Raw genomic sequence first — 25,356 nt, forward strand, 5'->3', positions numbered from 1 at the left:
ATCTATAGGTACCATATTACTTTTGGACATTGCTTTTTTTAACTTTTAGATCAATCCTTTAAGTCTCTCGAACGGTCTTTTTTCATATTCTTGTCACCTTGATACTTTCTCCAGCCAACATAGGATAATGTCATGATAATAATGCTTCCTGTCGAAATAATAACCCACCAAATGTTTGGATCTGCCTCATCCTCTTCCATGTTAGAAAAGAGATTAACTAAGTCCGTATCAAGTTTTTCCAACTCCTGTTGGCTTTTAGAATCATTAACCACTTGGGAACGGTATTCATTAATAAAATCGATCCGTGCGTCTAGTCTTTGAACATTTTCTACAGACACATCAATTTTCATACTCGGATAGATCACGTTATACAAGGATAAAAAGGAATTAAAGTTTGAATGAAAGTGCCCTGAATCACCCTTAATTGCAGCATCTTTTGCTTGATGAAAAGCTGTCATTATTTGATCTTCCATTTCAATCCATAATGGTTGGTGACTTGTTGCAATGGCATCAATGACAAGACGAAATTTGACTAATTTATTTATTCGTTCCTCATATTTCATGTTGGAACTAACTGCTGCTTCCACTGCTTCATCATGGGAGGTATTAATTATTCTTACTTCATCCATTGTTAGCGACGGTTCATTACCGGTAATGCTTGTGAATTGATCCGAAAAATAATCAAGCATTCTTTTAGCATCTTCATATCTATGAAACTTCACCATTTGGAGAGCTTCATCTGATATATCATCAAGCTTCTCCATTGGCGATTGTTGTTCTGCATTTACAGTTATGGGAGTAAGCATCATGATAATTGCAAAGAAAAAAAACCATTTGTTTCTCAATCCTTGTCCCCCCTTTCACTACTAATAAAATGTATGTAGGGGTGGACAAGGTTAGACCATCTGGGATTATTTTATTTCAAGTTTGTAACTTTTGGGACGAATTGAAAAATAATAGGCTAGTCCAATCGAAAGAATCGAAAGCCAGAAAGTAAAATAGCCAATTTGTGGTGTATAGCGATCTAGCATATGATAGCTTGGCAACATGAAAAAAACATAATCAATAACATCATTATGTAGTGTCCAAATAGCTGTTAGAATTAAATGCCACCATTTAAATCTGTAAAATGGAGCATATAAAATACCTTGAACAGCCATTGCGAAATGGGACATGATTAACATATAGCCAACCGCATCTAGTTCCCCTTGAACAAAATAGACAAGGATATTCATTACTACTGCCCAAATTCCATATTTAAAGAGAGTGACAATTGCTAGCGCCTCTATTAAGGGCCAATTTTTCCGCAATAGAAATGCAACTAGAACAAAAACAAAAAATAAACTAGCCGTCGGGCTGTCAGGAACAAACAGGAGAAAAATTGCAGGTGTCTCCTTTAGCTGCCACCCATACCAGTAGTACCCATAGATTGTTCCGGCAATATTAACAATCAATAACAGCTTCATAATCGATCGATTTGCCAAGAGAGGATAGATCCAACGCACAAAAACTCTCCTTTTATGTTTGTTATTTTATCATGAAGAAAAAAGCTGACGATCTTTCGTCAGCTTTTTATCATTCGATTATTACTTACCAAGGCCAGAGATAAATTCAGAAAGCGTTTTAAGTTCTTCGTCAGTCCCTTTGAAGATTCCGGCTGGCATTTTACCGCCTTTACCTTCTTTGGCAATCTTTGCAATTTCTTCTGGTTTTAAGCCTGTACCGACTAGTGCGGGTGCACCAGCACCGCCTGAAAGGTTTTCACCATGACAGGTAATACATGTATTGGCACTAGCTATTTTATAGCCGGCACTAGATTTATCAATATCTACTTTTGCAACAATTTTACCTTGGCGTTCAGCAGCTGCCCAATCATGTGTCGCAACAGATTGCCAAGTTAAATATACGGTGGCAGCTAGTGCCAATAGCATAGCTGCAGTTGCAATCGGACGCTTCATTGGACGTCGTTCCGGACCAGAATCGAGGAACGGAGCTAATAATAACCCTCCAAAAGCAAGTCCTGGTATAATCATTGCTCCGATTACAGTGTATGGACCAGATGCAAATGTATATTTCAATAATTGATACAAGAACAAGAAATACCAGTCAGGTAATGGAATGTACCCAGTATCAGTTGGGTCCGCTATCCTTTCAAGCGGAGCCGGATGGGCAACTGTTAAACATAAAAAGCCGATAAGAAATACTGCTCCTACCATCCATTCTTTCAAAAGGAAGTTAGGCCAAAACGCCTCTGTTTTACCAGGGTATTCAGAGTAATCTTTCGGAATCATTTTTTTTCGTTCAGATGGTGCTAAAACACGTGAATCACCAACGAACTTTAAACCTTTACCGCGATGCATCGAGCAATCCCCCTCCTTTTTCCGTAGTTAATAGAAATAAACTGCGATTAAAATAAAACCGTTTTATAGTGGTCCGGAAATACCTTGTTTACGAATCATTAAGAAGTGAGCTCCCATTAGTCCAAGCAATGCACCAGGCAGGAAGAATACATGAATTGCAAAGAAGCGGGTTAATGTTTGAGCACCAACAATGTGTTCATGACCAGCAAGTAAAACCTTAACTTGAGTACCGATGAATGGTGTCGCTTCGGCAATCTGCAGACCTACTTTAGTAGCGAATAACGCTTTCATATCCCAAGGTAATAGGTACCCTGTAAAACCTAAGCCAAGCATGACGAAGAAAATAAGTACCCCGACAACCCAGTTCAATTCACGAGGTTTTTTATAGGCACCTTGGAAAAAGACGCGTAGAGTATGTAAAAACATCATTACAAGTACTAAACTTGCACCCCAGTGATGCATTCCACGTACAATTTGTCCAAAAGCAACTTCATTTTGAAGATAATAAACAGATTCCCATGCGTTTTTAATATCTGGTACATAGTACATGGTTAGAAACATACCAGAAAGAATTTGAATTACGGTTACGAAGAAAGTAAGACCTCCAAAGCAATATACAAACGCTGAAAAGTGATGCGCTGGATTAACATGCTCAGGTACTTCATGGTCTGCGATATCGCGCCACAAAGGCGTAATATCTAAACGTTCATCTACCCAGTCGTAAATTTTGTTTAACATAGTTACGCCTCCTTCCGTGGTTGAGCTTTACCGAGATAAAGATAACCATCTTTTTCCTTGAATGGATATACATCAAGTGGTGCTAATGGCGGTGTTCCTGGAATGTTTTTACCGTTTTTCTCGTAGCGGCCATAATGGCACGGACAGAAGAATTGACCTGGATGTTCCTTGTCAGTATTCCAGTTAACAGTACAACCCAAATGTTTACAAGTAGGCGAAAGGGCTACAATTTTCCCCGCATCATCCTTATAAACCCAGGCAATATTCGTTACTTCTGACTCATACCAGGCATCCTTTTGTTTAAAGGTAAAGTCAACTTTAACTGGATCTTTTGTTAAATCAGATACCTTTTGCTTTGTAGCAACAAAATCGCCGCCTTCTTCAGCCTTTAAAACAGGATCAACTGCAAATCTTACCATTGGCATTAGCATACCAGCCGCCATGAAGCCGCCTACCCCTGTTAGGGTGTAACTTAAAAATTGACGTCTTGAAACGCGTTGCTTACTCATGCTTATATCCCCCCCTCTATTCACGAAGTTAAGTCCATCGGACAATAATTTAACACATATAAAACTAGGACATAACAATGATATATCAATCTTCATGTTAGGTCAATATCATACTATTTTAAAAACATATATTATCGTTGGTTTTACTGATTTTCATGCCATTTTTGCGTAAAGAGAACTAAGAGCTGCTTAACTTGACTATCAATAACTCCTATTTTTTGCGAATCATTCATATGCTCAAGCGGGATTGAAGGAAGCCAAATTACCGTGCCATGTAGTTCTTTTTCCCGTGCTCTCCACTCTATTTCTGATGTTATGTAAAAAATATGTTTAAACTCCCCCTTTGCTAGGCTAGCCTCCCAATCCTTCAAATCACTTAAGGTACTTTCACCATTTTTGGAATTTAGATATGTAAATGGCGGGATTAATATTAATCTTCCCGTAAATTGCCTTTCTAAATAGCCTGTTAATAAAGTGATAAACTCTGCTGATGCCGCTGACTGCTTTATCTCCCCCCCTATGGAAACTGAAAATAACGGAACAACAGCTGTGTCCACATACTCTTTGGCATTCAAATACGTCTCAATATCTTGAGGTATCCACTTCATATCTTTGCACCAACCTTTAATTTCACTATTAATATAATATCATTTTCCACATTAACAATAAAAGATAAAGAGGAATATTTAGTAAAATTCTTATGAAAGAAAAAAACAAACAAAAGGAAGCTGCTTATCGCAAACTTCCTTTTTGTTCAGTCATTGTCAGATTATTTAATTTTTGCGTTAAGCTTAGGAAAGCTTTGCGATCGTGTTTATCTAGTGCCTCGTCAATCAATTGAAGAATTTTCTCACGTTGAAAGTGTTCGATACTGTGCTGCAGTAATTGTTCTGCAACGATTCCATCCTTTTCATTTACTTGCAAATGTTTAGGAACGTATAAATTTTCTTCTAGAACAGCAGCATACTGGTGTGCCTGATTGGCAGCATGAAAGTTTAATTGGATAAAAATATCCTCGTCTCGATTTAAACGAATATCGTGAAAGGATTTTTCTGCGTCCGTCGTCATCACATTTTCTTTATAGAATCGAAACGGAACTTTATCCACACAATGTGTAGACATAATCAAACCTCTCGGACAATACTGTGCTTGCTCAACGAAATGAACCTTTTCCATCAGTTGATCGTGGCTCATAAGATAGTTGAGGATCCATACACATTCTCTTCTTTTTAATTGATAATGATTTAGAAACCAGCGAATAAAGTCCTTCTTCTCGTTGACAGAAACAGGGGTTGCCATGATAGTTTCCCTCCTCTGCAGAATCAGCTATTTTAATCTTTCAACCCTGTAAGACGTTCAAGTAAATCCAAATACTCGACGTTTGTTGGATCTTCATTAAGCAGTTGTTTAAAAATTTCGGCAGCGCGGTCGGTTTTTCCTTCTTCAATTAAAAAATAACCGTAATCATGTAAAAATGTTTCATTTTTCTTAAAAAAAGTATATGCACTTTCATATTTGTCTAATGCGTAAGAAAATTTTTCTAACTTATGAAAGCTAAGTGCAGAATCCCATAAGAGCTGGGGTTCTTCATCTTCCTTAATGTCAAGTTGAGCAATTAACTCAATGACATCCTCATATCTTTCTTGGAGGAAAAAGAGCTTATTTAATGTTAGTGCAGCTTCTGTAAATCCTGGATCAAGGGCAAGTGCCTCACGAAAATATTTTTCTCCTTCCTCCACTTTTCCTAACTTGATGGCAATTTTCCCACCAAAGAAAAATAACTCTTTATTAAATTCATCTTGTTTTATGCCTTCTTGAATCGTGAGTAAACTATTCTCAAGCTCTTCCTCCCGTTCATAAGCTAACGCAAGATGTAAATAAAGTGAATGATATTCAGGATCTAGCGCTTTTAATTCAATGAATTTTTCTATTGCAGTTCGATTATATCCAGCCTGAAGGGCTGTAAAAGCGTATCCGAATAACGTGTTAATCTCTAATTTTTCATTAATTGCCTTCTCGTAATAAACCAGGGATTCCTCAAACATTCCAGATGCACTTAAAAGGTCTGCAATCCGTTGGTCAATATTCACTCCAGCTATTTCATTTACTTCTTTTAAAACCTTTTCATACGCATCCATTGCCTTTGATATTTCACCTTGTTCACTGTAAAGTTCACCTAATGCAAAATCTATGATAACTTCATCAGGCAATATCTCCTTTGCCTTTAGAAGCTTTCGTTCACAAACTTCATATAAACCCTGAACTTGATAAAGATCGGCTAACAAGAGTAATGATTGTCCAAAATTTGCATCATGTTCTGATATCTTTTCAAGGACAAGTATCGCTTCTTCATCTTCCCCAGCCTCGACTAATATTTCACCTAGCAGAACAAGGAGCTCACCTTCCTCAGGGAATATCTCTAACAAATTTTCAACTAATGCCTTTGCCTCATCAAGGAAACCATATTGATACATTTCTTCTCCTAGAAGGAATTTCTCATCTGGCATTCCACTTTTTAATACAACATTATATTCATTTAAAGCATCATTATGTTGGCCGTTTTCTAACATGTTAATAATTTTATTTACTCTTTCCATTGACACTTACCTCTCGTTCTCCTAGATTGACAGAGAAAAATAAGATGGGGTTTGCACCCTAACATGTTCTCCATTACCAGGTTTAAATATCACTTTATCACCTGCACGTTGAACCGTTCCCTTGTGAACAGTCACTACGAGTCTATCACCATGATAATGAAATAAATTCACTTCATCAATATTCTTGATCTCATTTATTTTTGTGTATAGATTATAACTTACCTCAGTACCACTCATTAAACTAGCTTTTTGAGGGTATAAACCGATTTTATTTAATACAGTAATAGTCAATGGGTAATTTTCTTCTATTTCTTCGTATAGTGCAGGGATATTTTCTCTTTTCATGATACCTTTCCATTTCGACAAAACTGTCTTAACTTCCTTCTTCTGGACGGAAGAAATTATTGGAATTAAAGGACTGTTGAACGGAAACATGGCTTCTTTAATCCAGCCCCAAGGTATTTTTTCTAATTCATCAAAGTTTTGCAGGTCAACAAAAATTGCTGGTATTTTTTCCTTCTTACATTTCCTAATAAACGATTGTGTTAACAATCGAATCGGTACTCTTACCCCTATTAAATAGTCAATAGGACTACTTAATAGAGCCGTTTTTAGTTCGGTAATTTTAGTGGTTAATTCATTTTCATAGGAAACATTTACATAGGTAAATAAGGTGGTGCATCCTTTCAACATAAATTCCTTAATCAGACACCTTTTTAATTCTTGAAAGGATTTAATTTGTGGGATATTTGAATTAAAAAGGACATATGACGGGGTCATGATAAATGGACCAGCATTCATTTTTATCAGTCTATAATGACTAAAATGCGAATCAATTTTAGCTATGCGATTTTTACTAATTAATAGCGAACATGTTTTCAACTGCTTGTCTTTAAGGAGATTGGCATTTTCAATGATATACATCGTCCACCACCCTATTCTTTTCTTTGCAAGCTTTCACTTTATTTCCTTATGACAAGCTATGCGCATAATCAATAAACTATGACATTCTAACAAAATCAAATTCATTTAAAAATAGGCTGTGTTAATCTTAGCTGTTGATTTCCGCTCCAATCAACTTGGCTATAAAATCAAGAATGACCATTAACACAGCCTTAAAATAAAAAAAAAGCTGCATTAAAACGCAGCTTTACTTAATGAGACTGTTTAAATGAGCAAAGAAGTTAGGATAAGAAACTGAAATTGCTTCGGGATTCACTAGTTCTGCTTCATTTTCACATAGGAGTGCGGCTATTGCCAGCATCATCCCAATCCGATGGTCGCCATGACTTGAAACCGTTCCACCGCTTAATACGGATTTCCCGTAAATAATCATTCCATCTTCAGTCGCTTCGATTTTAGCACCTAATTTTTTCAACTCATTAACCACTGTATCTATTCGATTTGTTTCCTTAACTTTTAATTCCTCAGCATCTTTAATAATCGTCGTCCCTTCAGCTTGTGTTGCTAAAAGGGCAATAATTGGTATTTCATCAATTAATTTTGGAATTAAGTCACCTTCAATGACTGTACCTTTGAGACTGGATGTCTTTATAATGAGGTCACCAAATGGTTCAAAAGAGGTTTCCTCATTTTGAACAATCTCTAAGTCTGCGCCCATCTTTTTCATTACCTCGATAATGCCCGTTCTGGTAGGGTTTAGGCCAACATTTTTCAGAACAATTTCACTGTCAGGAGTAACAGCACCAGCGACAAGAAAGAACGCTGCAGACGATATATCCCCAGGTACATGAATCGCCGTTCCTGTCAGCTTTTGACCACCCTTAACCATAATCTTTTGGTTATCCTTATGGATTTCCCCACCAAATTTTTTGATCATTCTTTCAGTATGGTCGCGAGTTTCCTCTGGCTCGATAATAATACTTTGTCCTTCTGCTTGCAGTCCCGCAAGGATAAGAGCAGATTTTACCTGTGCACTAGCAACTGGGAGCTGGTATTGCACAGGTTTTAGCCCACCACCACGGATGGAAATCGGAGTGAAGGAACCCTCTTTTCGCCCATCTATTCTTGCACCTATTTCTGATAATGGGTTCGTAACCCTGGTCATTGGCCTTTTTCCAATTGACTCATCGCCCACAAGAGATGAGAAAAATGGTCTTCCTGCCAAAATACCCATTAATAAACGGATCGTTGTTCCTGAATTACCAACATCCAGTACTTCAGTCGGCTCAGTTAATCCCTCAAAACCTTTTCCAATAATGCGAAGTTGATTATCAGATTCCTCAATAGTAACTCCGAGTTTTCGAAAGCATGAAATTGTACTTAAGCAATCTTCTCCAGGCAAGAAATTAGTTACCTTGGTTTCACCATATGCGATCGAACCAAACATAACAGATCTATGCGAAATCGATTTATCCCCTGGAATTGTTATCTTACCATTTAAACCATTTATGTTAGTTTTAAGTTTTAATGACGTCATGAAAAATCACCTTTTATTCATATCATTTTAGGAACCAATAGATGTTGCATAGTTGGAATAACTGCCAATACAGCGTTCAGCATTTTGCCGATCCTCTTCGGTTTGAAAACTAATCACTAAGACTCCATTAATATCTTCTCGTGTTTCTAGAATCCGAATATTTGTAATGCTAATTTCTTCCTTTGCTAAATAGCCAGTAATTTCCGAAATCACACCCGGGTAATCTGGAACATCGACAAATAAATCATAAAATGCCGGAATCGCACCTTTTTCTTTCAGTGGCAAGCCATCACGAAATTGTTTTGCTTGCTGAAAATAGTCGTAAATTGCAGAACTATTTTCATTTTCAAGTAATGTTTTAACCCCATTCATTTCTTCTTGCCATTGATCGAGTAATTCAATTAAGATTTCACGGTTGTGCAGGAGAATATCCTTCCACATCTTTGGGCTGCTCGAAGCAATCCTAGTTATATCCCTAAATCCGCCAGCTGCTAGTCGTGGAATAAGACTTTCTGCTTCTGCTAGTTTTTCAGTTTGGCGAACAATAGAGGCAGCAATGATATGGGGAAAATGACTGACAATTCCTGTGAGATAATCATGGTTTTCTGGAGTAATAGTTAAAAACTTGGCATTGGTGCCATATAACCATACTTTTAATAATTCTACCTTTTTATTTTCTACATGTTCTTGCGGTGTTAACAGGTAAAAGGCATTTTCAAATAATATTTCTTTGGCAGCAGATACACCACTTTTATGGGAGCCCGCCATTGGATGCCCGCCAATAAAGGTGATTCCTCGGTCCTTTAGGCTCTTGGCACTTCCGACAATCTTGCTTTTTGTACTACCTGTATCTGTCACGATTACCTCTGGATGGAGAGGGAGGCCCGCAAGGAACTGAATAATTTCCTCTGTTTCATTTACAGGTGCAGAAATAATAATTAAATTAGCGTCAATTGCACCACTGTAAATATCTTCAGCTATTTCATCAATGACCCCAAGCATTTTTGCAAGCCTTGCTTGTTCACTATTAATATCAAATCCAACAATAGTTACATCCTTATGCTCCTTTTTTATACAAAGGGCTAGAGAACCGCCAATTAATCCTAAGCCAATTACAAATACACGGCCTTTCAATGATAACTCCCCCTAAACAACAAAGCACTACTCTGTTTTACTAATAGCTAAGGATTCTCCAAGTGCTTTTAGGACACCGACATTTTGTTCATAGGAGCCTACTGTAATTCTTACAGCGGTTGGAAAACCAAGAGCTTTTCCGGAACGGACGATATATCCTCTCTCCAATAAATGTTGGAAAACCTGATCCCCATCCATTTTACAATCAATTAAAATAAAGTTAGTTTGTGATGGATAAAAATCAAGTTCATTCTCACCACAGAATTGATAAAACTGTTCAAGCCCCTGCCTATTTTTTCCTTTGCAGACTTTTATAAATTCCTGGTCCTTGATTGCTGTAGATGCTGCTAATTGACCTAAAGAATTAACATTAAACGGCTCCCTTGCAGGTTCAAGCGCTTTTATAATCGAGCGATTGGCAACCCCATATCCAATTCTCAAGGCAGCAAGTCCATATATTTTAGAAAAAGTTCTTAGGACAATTAAATTTTCATACTTACGAGCTAGGTTAACGGAATCATAGTAATCATCAGCAACAACATATTCAAAATAGGCTTCATCCAATACAACCAGAATATCTGATGGAACCTTTTCTAGAAAAGCGATTAATTTATTTTCTGGTATATATGTACCGGTAGGGTTATTAGGGCTGCATAGCCAAATAACATTGGTCTGTTCATCAATAGCTGCAAGCATTGCCTCTAAATCATGTTCTCCGTTTAGTAGCGGCACTTCCTTACTAACTGCCCCTTCAATAACAGCATTATGCTTATATTGTGAAAAGGTAGGTGTCGCCATAATTGAATTGGCGTTCGGATGTAAAAGTGCCCTAGAAATTATTTGGATAAGATTATCTGAACCATTACCGAATATTAATTCATCCTCGTCAACCTGTAAAAATGAAGCAAGTGTCTCTCTTAAATTTGTAGCGTACCCATCAGGGTAAATCGCTAAACTTGTTTGATTCGATTGAAGAGCGGTCAACACCTGTTCTGAACATCCAAAAGGATTTTCATTTGATGCTAGCTTTACAATTTGGTCGAGTTTATATAGCTTCTTTACTGCCTCTATTGATTTTCCTGGTTGATAGGGAGTCAGTGTTAATAACTGCTCTTTCCATCTCATATTTATACACTCCATTCTTGTAGACGTATTCTATCTTTCAAAAAGATCCTCCCATTACGCTAAACTATTGCTTAGGTCGGGTCTAAGGACTTTAGCCCCTTTTAAGTATACATGGTTAATATCTTCTTGAGATTGTGTTGTATTTACATGCATCATGATTCTAACACACATTTTCAAGGAATTTGGAACAGGCATTTCCTGCATACACATGACAGGAACGTAAGTCCACCCCTCAAATTTACGCAATGCCTTTGCCGGGAATACCGCATTAATATCCTCTGTTGTTGAAATGAAAACAGATGCAACTAATTCAGGTTGGATATGGTTTTCCTCAATTATCTTCTCCAGCAGTTCTTCTGTGGCAGTAATAATTGCTTCCTCTGTGTTCTGATTAACTGTGATTGCTCCCCTCATCCCTCTTATCAAGACAAGACCCCCCTTTAAGAACTTTTTAACTCTTCAAATAAAACTGTTTCTGATATTTCCTTTAGGACTGGCTGACCCAATTGTTCGAGTAATACAAAACGAATCGAATGCCAAACAGATTTTTTATCCTGCTTCATTTTATTAATTAAATTTTCATGAGATAGATTTTCAGGTATTTTCGATTCATACCCAAGTCCTTCAATCCAGTTGGTGAATTCTTCTAAATCGAATGAAAGCCCTAGTAATTTTTTACTTACCTTTAATGTAAAAATCATCCCTACCATTACTGCTTCCCCATGAGTAAAATTCCCATAACCCATTTCTGATTCAATAGCATGACCTAACGTATGACCTAAATTCAAGTAAGCCCGAATTCCAGTTTCTTTTTCATCCTGACTAACGATTTTACCTTTTACCTTTATCCCTTTTATTAGGGATTCCGATAACAACTCCATAGATAAGGTTTGAAGGTCTTCCACATTTTCTTTCAGCCAATCAAAAAAATCGGAATCATCAATAAGTGCATGTTTAATAACCTCTGCAAATCCCGAACGAATTTCATGAGCAGGAAGTGTTTTTAAAAATTCTAAATCATAAAAGACGGCTTCTGGCTGATGAAAGGCTCCTATCATATTTTTCCCGAGTGGATGATTGATCGCTACCTTTCCGCCAACAGCACTATCATGGGCTAATATGGTTGTTGGGACTTGAATAAAAGGTATACCTCTCATAAAAGAGGCGGCAACAAATCCTGACAAATCTCCTACTGCACCGCCGCCAAATGAAAGTATAACAGATTTGCGGTCAAGTCGGTTTTCAAGAGCAGTTGAAAGCGCAGAATAATAAACTTCAAAGGTTTTTGCCTTTTCGCCACTAGGGGCAGTAAAAATTACGGGATCAAACGATTTAAGCTCAAACAATAATTTTTCTAGGTGCAGCTTAGCAACTGTTTCATCTGTAATAATTAATATTCTGGTTAGACCCTCAAAATGATTCTCCAAAAAAGGGCCAAGCTCCTTACTTACACCTTCCCCCACAAATACATTATAGTTTTTTGACGCTGTTTGGATTTGAATGGTTTCCATTAAAAATCCCTCGCATATTCTCTCTGCCTTTTTATTTCAGTAGCAAAAGCATCAAAGCGGTCGCTGTAAAATTGTTCAATCAGGGCGTTTGCAAGTTCCCATGCAACAGCATTCTCTGCAACCACTGCAGCAGCAGGTACAGCACAACTGTCTGAGCGTTCAACGCTCGCAGCAAATGGCTCCTTAGTATCAATATCTACGCTCATCAGTGGTTTATATAATGTGGGGATTGGTTTCATCACACCTCTGACAACAATTGGCATGCCAGTCGTCATTCCACCTTCAAAGCCACCCAGTCTGTTGGTCTTGCGGTAATATCCTTTTTCTTGATCCCAAGCTATCTCATCATGGACTTCGCTTCCCGGTTTGCTAGCGGCCTCAAAACCAATGCCAATTTCTACACCCTTAAACGCATTTATACTCATAATGGCAGCGGCTAATTTCCCATCCAATTTACGATCATAGTGCACGTAACTTCCAACTCCAGCTGGCATACCTTGCGCAATCACTTCTACGACCCCGCCAATCGAATCACCATTTTTCTTCGCTTCATCAATGGCAGCCATCATATCGCTTTCCACATTAGGGTCAGCACATCGAACAGGAGAATTTTCTGTCATGTCCTTTAAGGCCTCAAAAGTAAGAGAACGATTGACATTAGCTTTTATTCCACCGATTTCAACCACATGCGAAACTAGTTTAACTCCTACCAATGATAAAAGTTTCTTGGCAACAGCACCTGCAGCGACTCTAACAGTTGTCTCGCGTGCAGAAGAACGTTCAAGGACATTTCTCATATCCCTATGTCCATATTTAATCGCACCATTTAAATCCGCATGACCAGGACGGGCACGAGTTACTTTACGTTTAACTTCATCCTCCTGGCCTTCATCTAGGGGCTCCGCTCCCATAATCTTCGTCCAATGCTTCCAGTCATTGTTTTGAACTACTAATGCTATAGGAGAGCCAAGAGTGTAGCCGTGACGGACTCCCGAAACGATTTGGGCTGTATCCTTTTCAATTTGCATTCTTCTTCCACGGCCATACCCTTTTTGGCGCCTGGATAATTCCTCATTTATATCTTCTAATAATAATGGCATTCCAGCAGGGAGGCCTTCTAATATTGTTGTTAATTGCGGCCCGTGGGATTCTCCTGCTGTTAAGTATCTCATTCCCATACTCTTTCCCCCTTCAACTCATTAAAGAATTTTTTTATCAATATACCATATAGTGCCCAATAAACATAGTATAACAATTCAGAAAATAAGGATTAAATTAATATAGAGAAATAAAAAGACACTTGTATAATTGCTATACAAGTGCCTCTTCTTATTTAATTAATATATCCATTCGTTAACTAGTTTATTGTATTCTACAACACCAGAATCTTTAAAAAATAAGCCAATTTCACGCTCTGCACTCGCAGGTGAATCTGAGCCATGAATAACATTTTTACCAACAGTTAAACCAAAATCACCGCGAATAGTACCTGGTGCAGCATCTTTTGGATTGGTAGCACCCATCATTTGGCGGGCAGTAGCGATGACATTTTCACCTTGCCAGACCATTGCAAAAACAGGACCAGAAGTGATGAAATCTACTAATTCACCGAAGAAAGGACGCTCCTTGTGCTCACCATAATGTTCTTCAGCTAGTTCATTGGGAATGCTCATTAACTTTGCTCCAACTAATTGAAAGCCCTTTCTTTCAAAACGTGCGACGATTTCTCCAATTAGGTTACGCTGTACACCATCGGGCTTTACCATTAAAAATGTTTTTTCCATGAATTCCACTCCTAAAAATTAATTATTATGTATATTGATTGTATTTAAGAAACAATCCATGAAAAATATTATCACTTTTTTGAAAATTTAACAAGTTGTTTAGAATTTTCGTTTCCCAATAACCTTTGCAATATCGTTTAGGGTTTTTTTTGCTTTATTCGCAGGTATCCCCTCTAATTCTGCTAAAGCTTTTTGTAAGTAAAGTTCGCTTAGTGCGAATGATTTTTCGATTGCTCCTGATTGCTTAATTAACGAAATAATCTTTGTTATTTCATGAGCATCCATTTCCTCATTGACCTTTTCTATTTCATTACGGATTTCATCATTTTCCATTGCGTAAAGAGCTGGGGCAGTAACATTCCCCTGCACTAGGTCTCCGCCAGCAGGTTTCCCAAGTTCCTTCTCAGTTGAGGTAAAGTCTAAAATATCATCAATTATTTGATAAGACATTCCGACGTAATACCCGAACCGATAAAGTTTTTTATGGATGGATTCTTCAACCTCTGCAGCTATAGCTCCCAATTGGCAGCTAACTGCAATTAACAGGGCAGTTTTCCTCTTAATTCTGCGGAGATAATCTCGCAGATTTTGATTAAAGCGATATTTATCTTTAATTTGTTGAATTTCACCTACTGACACTTCAACAATCGTATTGGCTAAAATTTTATGGGCTTCGGGATTTTCGATATTAGTCATCAATTCAATCGCTAGAGCAAAAACAAAGTCACCGGTATACATGGCAATTTTGTTATCCCATTTGGATTTCACGGTAGGCTGGCCACGGCGAAGATCAGCATCGTCGATCACATCATCATGGACAAGTGATGCCATATGAATTAATTCAAGCGCAACAGCAACATTCTTCATCACATGGATATCATATTTACCAAATTTTCCTGCAAGCAAAACAAAAACAGGACGAATTCTTTTCCCGCCGGCTTGTAATGTATGCATAGAAGCCTGTCTAAGCAGAAGGGAATCTGCCTTTATAGTCTCTTCTAACTTTTTTTCAATCAAGTTAATATCCGAATTCAAAAATGAATACATCATTTTTAATTTCATTTGAATTCACCAGCTTTTCATCCTGTCTTCGAGTTCAATAAATTAATTTTTTTTACCAATATGTACAGCTGCAGCACCGCCGCTATATGGTTTGTATCTCACATCTTTGAAGCCGGCTTGCTCAAACATTTTAGCAAGCTCCCTCATCCCTGGAAAATCACGTGCTGACTCGTGAAGCCAAGCATACTCTCGATAGCTTTTTGCAAGCAATTTACCAAACATCGGCATAATAAAGCGAAAATAAAAATAATAGAGCTGTTTATAGCCAATTAGTGTAGGTTGTGATGTCTCTAGACAGACAGCGATTCCACCTGGCTTTACTACTCGGTGCATTTCTTTTAAAACTTGCAGGTAATCAGGGACATTCCTTAAACCAAAGCCAATCGTTACATAATCAAAACTATTATCTGGAAAAGGGAGTTCCATTGCATTCCCATGTACTAACTTGACCTGTTTTAACCCGAGTTCTTTAACCTTATCAATACCCACATTGAGCATGTTTTGGCTAAAATCCAATCCAGTAACTCCACCTGTTGGACCAACCGCTTCTGCTAAGGCTATTGTCCAATCAGCAGTACCACAGCAAACATCGAGAGCTTTTGAACCAGGCTGCACATTCATTTTTTTCATCGTGTCTTTCCGCCACTTGATGTGCTGTTGAAAACTGATAACAGAATTCATTTTATCGTAGTTATCAGATATCTTTTCAAACACATTGTGAACTCGCTGTTCTTTCGATTCCTGCATGTTTTTATTACCCTTCTTCCACAAAAGTTTTTGCATTTGGCTGGTATTGGCTTAAGATTGATACAATCCTTTTCTCAAGTAATTCATTTAAGTATGGCAACTGTTCTAATCCCTTTTCAATAACTTCTTTTGACCTTTCCAGATGATGGTCGCAACACAGAAATAAGTGATTTTGCTGTTCCCTAGACAACTCTTTCGCCTTATTATTATTGATTGGGAAAACAATTGATTTTAGGGCTTCGAACAATACGGAACTTCCTGTTTGTAAAAATTGACGTTTTTCATGAAGTAAACGTTTAAATAAAAGCAGGTTTTCTAGAAAATCATTCCATAAATCCACTTTAAAATATTCGGAAAGATGGGCAAGTAAGGAACTTTCAATCAGCCCAATACTTGTCATTAGCTCTTCTATGTCTAAAATTTCATTTTGATATACAGAAATTTTATTTTCATTGACTTCTTTAATTCCTCTAGAAAGTGCCTTGATCATCAATATATCTTCCGAATCTGCTAGAAGCTTATAATATAAGCCACTAAAATAATCGCCTGCTAGAACGGTTAATTGACGATTTTTTTCCTCTACAGATGCATCTGTAATATGTTCATGGGTATCAAGGGCAATTTGAATTAACATTGTTGACAAGGCGTAGTTCTGCATATCACTGTATGACAATTCGAGGCGATCCATTATTGAGACTAGAAGAAGCAGTTTATCTTCGTCTATAATCGGAATTTCAATATAATTAAGCAAGTATGTGTCACAAACTCTTTTTTCGACCTGCTCTCTAATATTTGTGAATTTTTGTCGAATGTCCAGCAATTTAATCACCCTTGCTTCCCCGAAGTAATGTCTTTATGTATTCTTATTTCCTATTTGCATAGTAAAATTCATGCCGTTTAATAAAGAAAAGCCTAACCATTCTCTAAAAACAAGGCAGACACCATTATATCATAAAAGGTTTTCTTTAGGCAGAAATTCACAAAATAATCATTTACGCTCATATGAAATAAGATGAAAACAATGTGAATCGAACTGATTATCTTATTTTTTCAATTCACTTTCTACTTCACCCAGATGAGTAAGAATTTTCGCATTTCCCCTGATTTTTATAGCAGAAGTATGCTCAGTAAATTGAGCTATAAGCACTTCTCCTTTATCCAGCTTCTCAGAATGATGAAATTTTGTATCTGTGCCCCTTGTTAAGCCGATAACACTGACACCATCATCAATCGCTTTAATAACTACATACTCACTATTTTGTGGATAGCGTTTTTCCATTTGATCACCTCAAATACTTTAGGAAAATTAGACTAATATTTTATTAAAGATAGCACTTCAGCCCGAGCAATCGCATCGTCAGCAAGAACACCGCGGACTGCAGTGGTTACTGTTTTAGACCCTGGCTTTTTTACACCGCGCATGGTCATACACATATGTTCTGCTTCGACAACCACCATCACTCCGTGCGGTTCTAATTTTTCCATCATGCTATCAGCAATCGTGGATGTAATCCGTTCTTGGAGTTGAGGTCTTTTTGCTACGGCTTCTACAGCTCTTGCCAATTTACTCAATCCAGTAACACGACCATTTTTCGGGATGTAGGCTACATGTGCTTTACCAAAGAAAGGAACGAGATGGTGTTCACACATAGAATAAAAAGGGATATCTTTAACCAATACCAATTCTTCATGATCTTCACTAAAGATGGTTTCAAAATGCTTCTTCGGATCCTCATTTAATCCACTAAAAACTTCTTCATACATTTTTGCTACACGTTTAGGTGTATCAAGCAGTCCTTCACGGTTTGGGTCTTCACCGATTGCTTCTAATATTAAACGTACCGCTTCTTCAATTTGGGCACGATTCACTTGTGACATATTAAAATTCCCCCTATTGTTCAGTCAAGTATATATGACAAATACATATTAGCACAATCTTTTTAGTTCAAGCAAAAAAGTAGAAAAAAGGCCATGGACTTTACCATGACCTTTTTACTTAAGCATTCGCCTCTAGCAATAAATTTATGTAATTATTTTACTGCGTCTTTAAGCGCTTTACCTGGTTTAAAAGCTGGAACTTTGCTAGCAGCGATTTCGATTTCCTCACCTGTTTGAGGGTTACGACCTTTACGAGCTGCACGCTCACGTACTTCAAAGTTTCCAAAACCGATTAATTGTACTTTATCACCATTTTTTAAAGCATCTAAAATCGCATCAAAAACAGCATCAACTGCTTTAGTAGCGTCCTTTTTTGAAAGCTCGCTTGCTTCAGCAACTGCATTAATAAGTTCTGTCTTGTTCATGCCATTCACCTCCTCCCAAAGAAATTATCAAGATTCGTAAATAAGATTACTTATCTACATTTCTAAACAATTTTTCTGATTTCTATACGTCATAGCTCGGTTTTATTACCAAAGTAACCATAAATAGCTAAATTGGTAACTCAAATCTATTTTTTTAAGGAAAACCCTTATGAAATAAGGGTTCAAACACTATAACGTAATTCAGTTTAAAGATTATCATAATCAATTCAGCTTATCAAGAAGATTTCATTAAATAATGGTAATCTTTTCTTTTGTTCAACAAAATTCTACTTATTTTGCCCATTTTGGTAGATTTTTCTCACTAATGTCCGTGAAACCAAAAATACGACACCCTCATTTCCACAAAAAAAAGACCCCGATTAGGAGTCAGAGCCTATAGAATAATGGCAATTAATCCGCCTGAGCCTTCGTTGATAATTCTCTCTAACGTTTCTTTAAGTTTATATCTTGCATTTTCTGGCATTAAGCTCAGCTTTGCTTGGATACCCTCACGAACAATGGAGCTTAAGCTGCGGCCAAAGATGTCTGAATTCCAAATGGATAACGGGTCATCCTCGAAATCCTGCATTAAGTATCTTACAAGCTCCTCACTTTGTTTTTCCGTACCAATAATTGGGGCGAATTCAGATTCTACATCCACTTTGATCATATGAATCGATGGTGCTACGGCACGAAGCCTTACGCCAAACCGGGCACCTTGACGAATAATTTCCGGCTCTTCAAGACTCATATCAGAAAGTGTTGGTGAGGCAATTCCGTAACCCGTTTGTTTCACCATTTTTAAGGCATCAGCAATGTGATCATACTCTGCTTTGGCATGGGCAAAATCCTGCATTAATTCGAGCAGATGATCTTTCCCACGGATTTCTACCCCAACGATTTCTTTTAATATATCATCATACAATTCATCTGGGGCAATTAAATCAATTTCAGCAACCCCTGAGCCCATTTCAATTCCTGCTAATCCAGCTCTTTCAATAAATTCAAACTCACTAAAATGTTGGACAACTCGATCAACATCTCTTAATCTCTTGATATCTTTTACAGTTTCCTTGACCGCATCTTGATAGCTTTCACGAAGCCAATGGTTTTCTCTTAGAACCATAACCCAGCTTGGCAAATTCACATTGACTTCAAGTACAGGGAACTCGTAAAGTGCTTCACGGAGGACATTCAGAACATCACTGTCGCGCATACTTTCAACACTCATGGCAATTACCGGGATATCATATTTTTCTGCTAAACTCGATCTTAGCGTTTCAGTGCTTGGATGGTAGGGCTGCGCACTGTTAACAACCATGATGAACGGTTTGCCAACTTCCTTCAGTTCGTTAATAACTCTTTCTTCTGCCTCAATATAGTTACTTCTTGGAATCTCACCTATTGTCCCATCCGTTGTAACAACCACACCAATAGTGGAATGCTCCTGAATGACTTTCCTAGTGCCAATTTCAGCAGCTTCATGGAAAGGAATTGGTTCCTCATACCATGGGGTAGTAATCATTCTTGGGCCATTTTCATCCTCATAGCCTTTAGCACCTGGCACTGTATAACCAACACAATCAACTAGCCTAATATTGACATTTAATCCATCATCAACATGAACAGTTGCTGCTTGATTAGGCACGAATTTTGGTTCAGTTGTCATAATTGTTTTTCCTGCAGCGCTTTGAGGCAGTTCATCCAGTGCCCGTGACCTCTCAGCTTCACTGTTTATATTCGGTAACACGACCAGCTCCATAAATTTTTTAATAAATGTAGATTTTCCAGTCCGTACTGCTCCTACTACCCCTAAATAAATATCACCGCCAGTTCTTTCGGCAATATCTTTAAAAATATCAACCTTTTCCAAGTGATCCCCTCCCGATCATAGAGTAAAGTGGGATTAAACATCCATTTTAGGTATTTTTGGACAGTATATGTTTATGACGTTGTCCTATAATGTTATGACACTTTTCGAAAACTTTTTTACCCCCTTATTAAAAATTCACTAGGTTCTCTTGTATCTGTAGTGTCTGAACATTTGATATAATGGAGGGTTTCAATATATGTTTTTCTTTGGCATTAGCAAAAAAACCCTTCTCCTACAATATATTTCATAGGAAAAGGGTTATGACTAAATATAAGAATAAGCACATTATTCTTCTAAAAATACTGGTTCTTTCGTCTTAGAATCCCATGTATACGGCAAGGAATAGGCAGGCACAAACATTGAATCATTCACTAAAATTGAGCGAATATCCTCCCCTGATTTTACCTTCTCGTCCGCTTTTTTCATTGCTTGGTATAAATCCGGGCGATAATCTACATATACTTCTGCACTCCCAGTTATGACAAAAGATAAATTTTGATTAGAAAACGGACTGACAATGAAAGGATCTTTTTTATATCCTAGCTGTTTAAAATCAAGGGAAAAAACATTTTTAGCAATTTGCTTTTTATATGGTGGATACCCTTTTGTTTTAATTCGTAATTTAATATCTCGTATCACATCTGTTATTCTTAAATCAAATAATTTTACAGTCGGCTTGGTCTCCACATCTACGAGTACATATTGGAAGCCCCCCCCATTTTCATAAGCATTTCCTGGTGGCTCCGCGATATATTTTGGAGTGATTTTTTTAAATTCAATTGGATACTTCTGATAAATCGGCGTTTCTGCTTCTTTTGTTTTTATTGGAAGGATTCCGCTATTTTCCTCTCTAAAGGCATCCACAGCGGTTTGAACAGCTTGGATTTGATCTTGATAAGGGATTTGATTCTTCGCTAATTCCTCTTGAGGATACATGCATCCTGCCAGTAAAAAAGCGGTTAAAGCTAGAAAACAACCGAGCACATTCCATTTCATTTGATCACCACTTTATTTATGTATTTAACCCCGATTATGTTAAGAAAACAATAAGAAGCGTTAGTCCAGAAACAATCATTAATAAGTAAGCGATAATTGCTGTAATAATTCGAAATACTCCTTTTAACTTATATCTGCTGAAATAAATTGTCATAATCGCAAGGAACATAAACCCCATTCCAGCAATCGACACCCACATTTTAAACATTGCTGGTGACACACTAAACTCCCCCTTTTTCGAAAATTAATTATATCACAAGCTATAACTTTTCTAGAAAAATTTTAAACTAAAAACTTTCATGTTCTCTTCCTCACCAAAAAAAAACTGAAGTAAAGAGGGGCGAATTCTTTACTTCAGCTTTAAAGACTAAATAACCCATACTCCAGCGTCAAACTACCAGGTTGCTTCGTTGCATTGTATGCAATCTAGACACAAAGCGCCTCTTTAGAACGCCTATTTATTAATAAAAATATTCATGAGCAGTAACACTGCCCGCCCCTATTTAATTCCATTTGGGACATTTTTTAGTCTTCAATATTCCTTTCATCTAAAACATTAACCAAATCTTCCATTTCGTGGGTCTTTCCACGTGCCATTAATACATCTACAGCGTCTATTGCGTTCTTCCCGTTAAATAAGACATCATATAGCGCAAAGGTTATTGGCATGTTTACATCATACTTTTTCGCTAACTGATAAGCCGCTTTGGTGGTTCTCACACCCTCTACAACCATCCCCATGTTATCCAAAACCTCATTAAGGGTTTTCCCTTTACCTAATAGGTTTCCCGCTCTCCAGTTCCTTGAATGGACGCTTGTACATGTAACAATTAAATCACCTATTCCTGCTAGGCCTGAAAAAGTTAATGGATTGGCTCCCATTTTGGTACCTAGACGAGCAATTTCAGCTAATCCGCGTGTCATTAAGGCTGCTTTTGCATTATCACCATAACCAAGCCCATCTGTAATACCCGCTGCAAGTGCAATAATATTTTTTAATGCACCACCTATTTCAACACCGATAATATCTGAATTCGTGTACACTCGAAAATTGTTGTTTATGAATAAATCCTGTACTTTTTCTGCGGCAACCATATTTTCTGAAGTAACGGTTACCGTTGTTGGGTGACGAAGGCTTACTTCTTCAGCATGACTAGGACCAGACAGAACAACGACATCTTTTAGCAATTCTTTGGGCATTTCTTCTCTTATTATTTCTGATATACGCATTAATGAATCAGGTTCGATTCCTTTACTTACGTGTGCGATCAAAATCGGACCAGCTTGCACAGCACGAATTTTTCCAATTACCTCACGTATTGCTTTCGTGGGAACAGCTAATATAATTGTATCCACTCCCGCTAATGTATCACTTAATGAAGCATACCCCACAATTAATTCTGAAAGAACGATTTCAGGCAAATATTTCTTATTTGTGTGCTCTTCATTAATTTCTTTCACCTGAACCTCGTTATGGCTCCAAAGACGGACCTCATGTCCATTGTCTGCAAGTACCATTGCCAATGCGGTTCCCCAGCTTCCTGCTCCGATAACAGCTATTGCAGTTTTAGTAGCATTCAATTTAAATCACACCCACCTTATCTTTTATTTTCTTTCTCTTGCAAAAATTTTGATAGGAGTTCCTTCAAATCCAAAAGCATCTCTAATTCTGTTCTCTAGGAAGCGTTCATAGGAAAAGTGCAATAATTCAGGTTCGTTTACAAACACAACAAAGGTTGGCGGTTTAACAGCCACTTGGGTTGTATAATATAATTTTAAGCGTCTGCCATTGTCTGTTGGGGTCGGATTCATTGCTACTGCGTCCATGATGACATCATTAAGCACACTTGTTTCAACCCTCATCGAGTGGTTTTCACTAGCAGTGTTGATCATTGGTAGAAGTGTATGGATTCGTTTTTTTGTTTTTGCGGATAAAAACACAATTGGAGCATAACTAAGAAATAAGAAATGTTCCCTGATCTTGTGTTCAAGTTCCTTCATGGTCTTCTCATCTTTTTCAATAGCGTCCCACTTATTTACAACAATAACGATAGCCCTGCCAGCTTCATGTGCATACCCAGCTATCTTTTTGTCCTGTTCAATGATTCCTTCTTCGGCGTTAATGACAACAAGAACAACGTCAGAACGTTCAATTGCCCTTAGTGCACGGAGGACACTATATTTTTCCGTGCTCTCATATACCTTCCCTTTTTTCCTAATTCCTGCTGTATCAATTATGACATATTTTCCCCCATTAAATGTATATGGAGAATCGACTGCATCACGAGTTGTACCGGCAATATCACTTACGATTACACGTTCTTCGCCTAATATAGCATTTACCAATGAGGATTTCCCTACATTTGGCCGCCCAATTAAGGAAAATTTGACTACATCTTCACCATATTCAATAGGTTTGTTTTTTGGAAAATGTCTTGCTGCCTCATCCAATAAGTCACCTAACCCTAGTCCATGTGCCCCTGAAATTGGAATAGGCTCACCAAACCCTAATGAATAAAAATCATAGATATCTTCACGCATTTCAGGATTATCTATTTTATTTACAGCTAATACAACCGGTTTTTTAGACTTATATAATATTTTTGCCACTTCTTCATCGGCTGCTGTTACCCCTTCTCGTCCATTTGTTAAGAAGATAATAACATCAGCCTCATCAATCGCCACTTCCGCTTGTTGGCGGATTTGCTCTAAAAAAGGTTCGTCACCAATATCTATACCACCAGTATCAATCACGTTAAAGTCATGTGTTAACCACTCACCTGAACTATAAATACGATCTCTTGTAACTCCTGGAATGTCCTCAACAATGGAAATACGTTCACCGACAATTCGATTAAAAATAGTTGATTTTCCTACGTTGGGCCGTCCTACAATGGCAATAACAGGTTTAACCAATTACAATCGCCATCCTTTCTTTTCTATAATCAAATACAATTTAGTATGTTAGCATAGAGTGAAACTTCCTTCATGGGGGTCTTACTTCCCGTTAATGCGGGATAATTCCCTATAGTTCTTATTAAGTAAAGAAACCCTTCTGTCATCTAGAAGGGCCTAACTATATTATATTATCAATGATACTCCTTTCCCGCAATGGGGAAGCTTGACAAGATTCTAAATTACGAGGATTTTTGCTTTCCTTTTTCAAAGAAATGAAAATGATTTTGCAATATTGTACCAGCGTTTTCCAATGTACTCCATCCTGCAAGCAAAAGTGCCGTTAACGAACAAACATCTAAATAGGCAAATTCCCCAATCAAATAGGGAAATTGGAATTTATTTAATATATAGGCATATAAAATCTCTCCCTGCATTCCACCTGCAAAAATTATGATCAATCTCCCTTTTAAAGTTTTTTGCAATAGTATGGCTAAATACCACAATGCTATACCCATCATCCATTCCTTTTTAAAAACGATCCAAATTGGATCAAATATCTCAAATAAATGGAAGGTTACATATGCAATTGTTATTATGAATGAACAAATAAAAAAGTAAATTATTCCTCCTCGTTTTTCCTGGCTTATGAATAAATAACAGATACCTAAAATAAATAATCCACTTGCTTGTATTTCAAATTCACCTACCATAAATTGAATGTTAGATAATATTAGTGCAATTAAAACGATAGCAGCAAGTTTAACTCGAAATGGGTTTTGTTTTTCTAAGATAAATGTTAAGTAAATCCAAAAGGCCCAACAGCTCCAATAAAAGATTAACCCTTCCAACTCATACACCTCCTATTATTTTCATTATTGGTAATCTTTATGTAGTTTCATACTTCCTTGAATAATATTTCCTGTGTGAATCATCTTATTAAGAGGAGGTGTGTAGGAATGGGAAAAGACCGACAAGAAAAAAAGTTACGCGAAAGCAGCAGAGTGGAGTCAGATCGTGATCAGGCTTTGCACTACCCTGGTGCTACTAAGCTATCAGGCCCGGAAGAGGCACGGGGGTTAAACGACGGAAAAAAATAACTGTAGAAAATAACTACAAAAAGCTCCCGCGGTTGCGGGAGCTTTCAGACTGTCGACAAATCCGAAAAACTTGGGTTTGCCGGCAGTCTTTTTTATGTCTTTGTTAATTTGTTTGTTGATTTGCGCTCCAGGCGCTTCGCTTTCCGCGGGCGTAGCGGGGAGCCTCCTCGGCGCTTAAGCCC

At 37.5% G+C, this 25,356-nt stretch carries 29 protein-coding genes; 1 reads left to right on the forward strand and 28 read right to left on the reverse strand.

All coding sequences use genetic code 11. The features are described from left to right. Positions 1-50: 50 nt before the first annotated feature. The 28 genes from ypjB to J7E67_RS27255 all read right to left on the reverse strand — a co-directional run bounded on the left by ypjB (position 51) and on the right by J7E67_RS27255 (position 24,925). Positions 51-845, reverse strand: a complete 795-nt coding sequence (gene ypjB / locus J7E67_RS27120) for a sporulation protein YpjB (RefSeq protein ID WP_251027031.1) — start codon at positions 843-845, stop codon at positions 51-53. Positions 846-911: 66 nt separating this feature from the next. Next, positions 912-1,505: a lipoprotein heptaprenylglyceryl N-acetyltransferase LhaT gene (lhaT, locus tag J7E67_RS27125; RefSeq protein ID WP_214717103.1), complete on the reverse strand. Its 594-nt coding sequence runs from the start codon at positions 1,503-1,505 to the stop codon at positions 912-914. Between the two features lie 81 nt (positions 1,506-1,586). Continuing rightward, a complete protein-coding gene (locus J7E67_RS27130) occupies positions 1,587-2,360 on the reverse strand; it encodes a menaquinol-cytochrome c reductase cytochrome b/c subunit (RefSeq protein WP_088088787.1) in 774 nt (257 codons plus the stop codon). A 63-nt stretch (positions 2,361-2,423) separates the two neighbouring features. Continuing rightward, the gene (qcrB, locus tag J7E67_RS27135; protein WP_026563914.1) at positions 2,424-3,098 is read right to left on the reverse strand and encodes a menaquinol-cytochrome c reductase cytochrome b subunit; all 675 of its coding nucleotides are present in this window, start codon (positions 3,096-3,098) and stop codon (positions 2,424-2,426) included. Between the two features lie 2 nt (positions 3,099-3,100). After that, complete coding sequence (locus J7E67_RS27140) at positions 3,101-3,607, reverse strand: QcrA and Rieske domain-containing protein (protein ID WP_251027032.1); 507 nt, start codon at positions 3,605-3,607, stop codon at positions 3,101-3,103. 143 nt (positions 3,608-3,750) lie between these two features. After that, positions 3,751-4,215, reverse strand: a complete 465-nt coding sequence (locus J7E67_RS27145; protein ID WP_214717104.1) for a YpiF family protein — start codon at positions 4,213-4,215, stop codon at positions 3,751-3,753. Between the two features lie 124 nt (positions 4,216-4,339). Next, entirely contained in the window at positions 4,340-4,906 is a 567-nt protein-coding gene (locus J7E67_RS27150; RefSeq protein WP_168244913.1) for a ReoY family proteolytic degradation factor, read from the reverse strand. A gap of 32 nt (positions 4,907-4,938) precedes the next feature. Next, positions 4,939-6,204 carry a tetratricopeptide repeat protein gene (locus tag J7E67_RS27155; protein ID WP_214717105.1) on the reverse strand — a complete coding sequence of 422 codons (1,266 nt, stop codon included), beginning with the start codon at positions 6,202-6,204 and terminating at the stop codon, positions 4,939-4,941. 21 nt (positions 6,205-6,225) lie between these two features. After that, positions 6,226-7,128, reverse strand: a complete 903-nt coding sequence (locus J7E67_RS27160) for a hypothetical protein (protein ID WP_214717106.1) — start codon at positions 7,126-7,128, stop codon at positions 6,226-6,228. Between the two features lie 226 nt (positions 7,129-7,354). Continuing rightward, positions 7,355-8,644 carry a 3-phosphoshikimate 1-carboxyvinyltransferase gene (gene aroA / locus J7E67_RS27165; RefSeq protein ID WP_214733195.1) on the reverse strand — a complete coding sequence of 430 codons (1,290 nt, stop codon included), beginning with the start codon at positions 8,642-8,644 and terminating at the stop codon, positions 7,355-7,357. 27 nt (positions 8,645-8,671) lie between these two features. Next, positions 8,672-9,778, reverse strand: a complete 1,107-nt coding sequence (locus tag J7E67_RS27170) for a prephenate dehydrogenase (protein ID WP_214717108.1) — start codon at positions 9,776-9,778, stop codon at positions 8,672-8,674. A 27-nt stretch (positions 9,779-9,805) separates the two neighbouring features. Further along, positions 9,806-10,903, reverse strand: a complete 1,098-nt coding sequence (gene hisC, locus J7E67_RS27175; protein ID WP_214717109.1) for a histidinol-phosphate transaminase — start codon at positions 10,901-10,903, stop codon at positions 9,806-9,808. Between the two features lie 54 nt (positions 10,904-10,957). Next, the gene (gene aroH / locus J7E67_RS27180) at positions 10,958-11,329 is read right to left on the reverse strand and encodes a chorismate mutase (RefSeq protein WP_214717110.1); all 372 of its coding nucleotides are present in this window, start codon (positions 11,327-11,329) and stop codon (positions 10,958-10,960) included. Positions 11,330-11,343: 14 nt separating this feature from the next. Then, a complete protein-coding gene (gene aroB, locus J7E67_RS27185; protein ID WP_214717111.1) occupies positions 11,344-12,414 on the reverse strand; it encodes a 3-dehydroquinate synthase in 1,071 nt (356 codons plus the stop codon). Beyond that, positions 12,414-13,586: a chorismate synthase gene (aroC, locus tag J7E67_RS27190; RefSeq protein ID WP_214717120.1), complete on the reverse strand. Its 1,173-nt coding sequence runs from the start codon at positions 13,584-13,586 to the stop codon at positions 12,414-12,416. Before aroC ends, aroB begins: the two co-directional genes overlap by 1 nt. A gap of 165 nt (positions 13,587-13,751) precedes the next feature. Continuing rightward, positions 13,752-14,198 (reverse strand): nucleoside-diphosphate kinase, encoded by a 447-nt coding sequence (gene ndk / locus J7E67_RS27195; RefSeq protein ID WP_214717112.1) that lies wholly within the window; start codon positions 14,196-14,198, stop codon positions 13,752-13,754. A gap of 99 nt (positions 14,199-14,297) precedes the next feature. Next, the gene (hepT, locus tag J7E67_RS27200) at positions 14,298-15,260 is read right to left on the reverse strand and encodes a heptaprenyl diphosphate synthase component II (protein ID WP_214717113.1); all 963 of its coding nucleotides are present in this window, start codon (positions 15,258-15,260) and stop codon (positions 14,298-14,300) included. Positions 15,261-15,302: 42 nt separating this feature from the next. Beyond that, the gene (locus J7E67_RS27205) at positions 15,303-16,007 is read right to left on the reverse strand and encodes a demethylmenaquinone methyltransferase (RefSeq protein WP_214717114.1); all 705 of its coding nucleotides are present in this window, start codon (positions 16,005-16,007) and stop codon (positions 15,303-15,305) included. Between the two features lie 7 nt (positions 16,008-16,014). Next, entirely contained in the window at positions 16,015-16,836 is an 822-nt protein-coding gene (locus J7E67_RS27210) for a heptaprenyl diphosphate synthase component 1 (protein WP_308160751.1), read from the reverse strand. A 213-nt stretch (positions 16,837-17,049) separates the two neighbouring features. Continuing rightward, complete coding sequence (gene mtrB / locus J7E67_RS27215) at positions 17,050-17,286, reverse strand: trp RNA-binding attenuation protein MtrB (protein WP_088088801.1); 237 nt, start codon at positions 17,284-17,286, stop codon at positions 17,050-17,052. A 32-nt stretch (positions 17,287-17,318) separates the two neighbouring features. After that, a complete protein-coding gene (gene folE, locus J7E67_RS27220) occupies positions 17,319-17,885 on the reverse strand; it encodes a GTP cyclohydrolase I FolE (RefSeq protein WP_168244925.1) in 567 nt (188 codons plus the stop codon). Between the two features lie 152 nt (positions 17,886-18,037). Continuing rightward, positions 18,038-18,310 (reverse strand): non-specific DNA-binding protein Hbs, encoded by a 273-nt coding sequence (gene hbs / locus J7E67_RS27225; RefSeq protein WP_024030636.1) that lies wholly within the window; start codon positions 18,308-18,310, stop codon positions 18,038-18,040. A gap of 394 nt (positions 18,311-18,704) precedes the next feature. Continuing rightward, complete coding sequence (gene spoIVA, locus J7E67_RS27230) at positions 18,705-20,183, reverse strand: stage IV sporulation protein A (RefSeq protein ID WP_098931601.1); 1,479 nt, start codon at positions 20,181-20,183, stop codon at positions 18,705-18,707. Positions 20,184-20,468: 285 nt separating this feature from the next. Then, positions 20,469-21,179, reverse strand: a complete 711-nt coding sequence (locus J7E67_RS27235; RefSeq protein WP_214717115.1) for a hypothetical protein — start codon at positions 21,177-21,179, stop codon at positions 20,469-20,471. 34 nt (positions 21,180-21,213) lie between these two features. Continuing rightward, positions 21,214-21,399: a DUF2768 domain-containing protein gene (locus tag J7E67_RS27240; RefSeq protein WP_088088805.1), complete on the reverse strand. Its 186-nt coding sequence runs from the start codon at positions 21,397-21,399 to the stop codon at positions 21,214-21,216. A 305-nt stretch (positions 21,400-21,704) separates the two neighbouring features. Continuing rightward, entirely contained in the window at positions 21,705-22,760 is a 1,056-nt protein-coding gene (locus J7E67_RS27245) for an NAD(P)H-dependent glycerol-3-phosphate dehydrogenase (RefSeq protein WP_214717116.1), read from the reverse strand. Between the two features lie 24 nt (positions 22,761-22,784). After that, entirely contained in the window at positions 22,785-24,095 is a 1,311-nt protein-coding gene (gene der, locus J7E67_RS27250; RefSeq protein ID WP_088088807.1) for a ribosome biogenesis GTPase Der, read from the reverse strand. 221 nt (positions 24,096-24,316) lie between these two features. Further along, positions 24,317-24,925: a YphA family membrane protein gene (locus J7E67_RS27255; protein WP_088088808.1), complete on the reverse strand. Its 609-nt coding sequence runs from the start codon at positions 24,923-24,925 to the stop codon at positions 24,317-24,319. Between the two features lie 108 nt (positions 24,926-25,033). On the opposite strand from J7E67_RS27255, the gene J7E67_RS27260 reads away from it, so the two are divergent. Then, on the forward strand, positions 25,034-25,174 hold the full coding sequence (locus J7E67_RS27260) for a YpzI family protein (RefSeq protein ID WP_214717117.1): 141 nt from the start codon (positions 25,034-25,036) through the stop codon (positions 25,172-25,174). Positions 25,175-25,356 lie beyond the last annotated feature (182 nt).

The sequence above is a fragment of the Bacillus sp. ISL-46 genome (genome assembly GCF_018613205.1).

Bases quoted from the DNA above. Each gene is read 5' to 3' on its own strand.
- J7E67_RS27235 (WP_214717115.1), bottom strand. From the start codon at position 21,179: ATGAAATGGAATGTGCTCGGTTGTTTTCTAGCTTTAACCGCTTTTTTA.
- J7E67_RS27205 (WP_214717114.1), bottom strand. From the start codon at position 16,007: ATGCAGGAATCGAAAGAACAGCGAGTTCACAATGTGTTTGAAAAGATA.
- J7E67_RS27150 (WP_168244913.1), bottom strand. From the start codon at position 4,906: ATGGCAACCCCTGTTTCTGTCAACGAGAAGAAGGACTTTATTCGCTGG.
- J7E67_RS27155 (WP_214717105.1), bottom strand. From the start codon at position 6,204: ATGGAAAGAGTAAATAAAATTATTAACATGTTAGAAAACGGCCAACAT.
- hbs (WP_024030636.1), bottom strand. From the start codon at position 18,310: ATGAACAAGACAGAACTTATTAATGCAGTTGCTGAAGCAAGCGAGCTT.
- mtrB (WP_088088801.1), bottom strand. From the start codon at position 17,286: ATGGAAAAACGCTATCCACAAAATAGTGAGTATGTAGTTATTAAAGCG.
- aroC (WP_214717120.1), bottom strand. From the start codon at position 13,586: ATGAGATACTTAACAGCAGGAGAATCCCACGGGCCGCAATTAACAACA.
- J7E67_RS27260 (WP_214717117.1), top strand. From the start codon at position 25,034: ATGGGAAAAGACCGACAAGAAAAAAAGTTACGCGAAAGCAGCAGAGTG.
- folE (WP_168244925.1), bottom strand. From the start codon at position 17,885: ATGTCACAAGTGAATCGTGCCCAAATTGAAGAAGCGGTACGTTTAATA.
- aroB (WP_214717111.1), bottom strand. From the start codon at position 12,414: ATGGAAACCATTCAAATCCAAACAGCGTCAAAAAACTATAATGTATTT.
- ndk (WP_214717112.1), bottom strand. From the start codon at position 14,198: ATGGAAAAAACATTTTTAATGGTAAAGCCCGATGGTGTACAGCGTAAC.
- J7E67_RS27145 (WP_214717104.1), bottom strand. From the start codon at position 4,215: ATGAAGTGGATACCTCAAGATATTGAGACGTATTTGAATGCCAAAGAG.
- hisC (WP_214717109.1), bottom strand. From the start codon at position 10,903: ATGAGATGGAAAGAGCAGTTATTAACACTGACTCCCTATCAACCAGGA.
- J7E67_RS27140 (WP_251027032.1), bottom strand. From the start codon at position 3,607: ATGAGTAAGCAACGCGTTTCAAGACGTCAATTTTTAAGTTACACCCTA.
- hepT (WP_214717113.1), bottom strand. From the start codon at position 15,260: ATGAAATTAAAAATGATGTATTCATTTTTGAATTCGGATATTAACTTG.
- J7E67_RS27130 (WP_088088787.1), bottom strand. From the start codon at position 2,360: ATGCATCGCGGTAAAGGTTTAAAGTTCGTTGGTGATTCACGTGTTTTA.
- J7E67_RS27160 (WP_214717106.1), bottom strand. From the start codon at position 7,128: ATGTATATCATTGAAAATGCCAATCTCCTTAAAGACAAGCAGTTGAAA.
- aroA (WP_214733195.1), bottom strand. From the start codon at position 8,644: ATGACGTCATTAAAACTTAAAACTAACATAAATGGTTTAAATGGTAAG.
- qcrB (WP_026563914.1), bottom strand. From the start codon at position 3,098: ATGTTAAACAAAATTTACGACTGGGTAGATGAACGTTTAGATATTACG.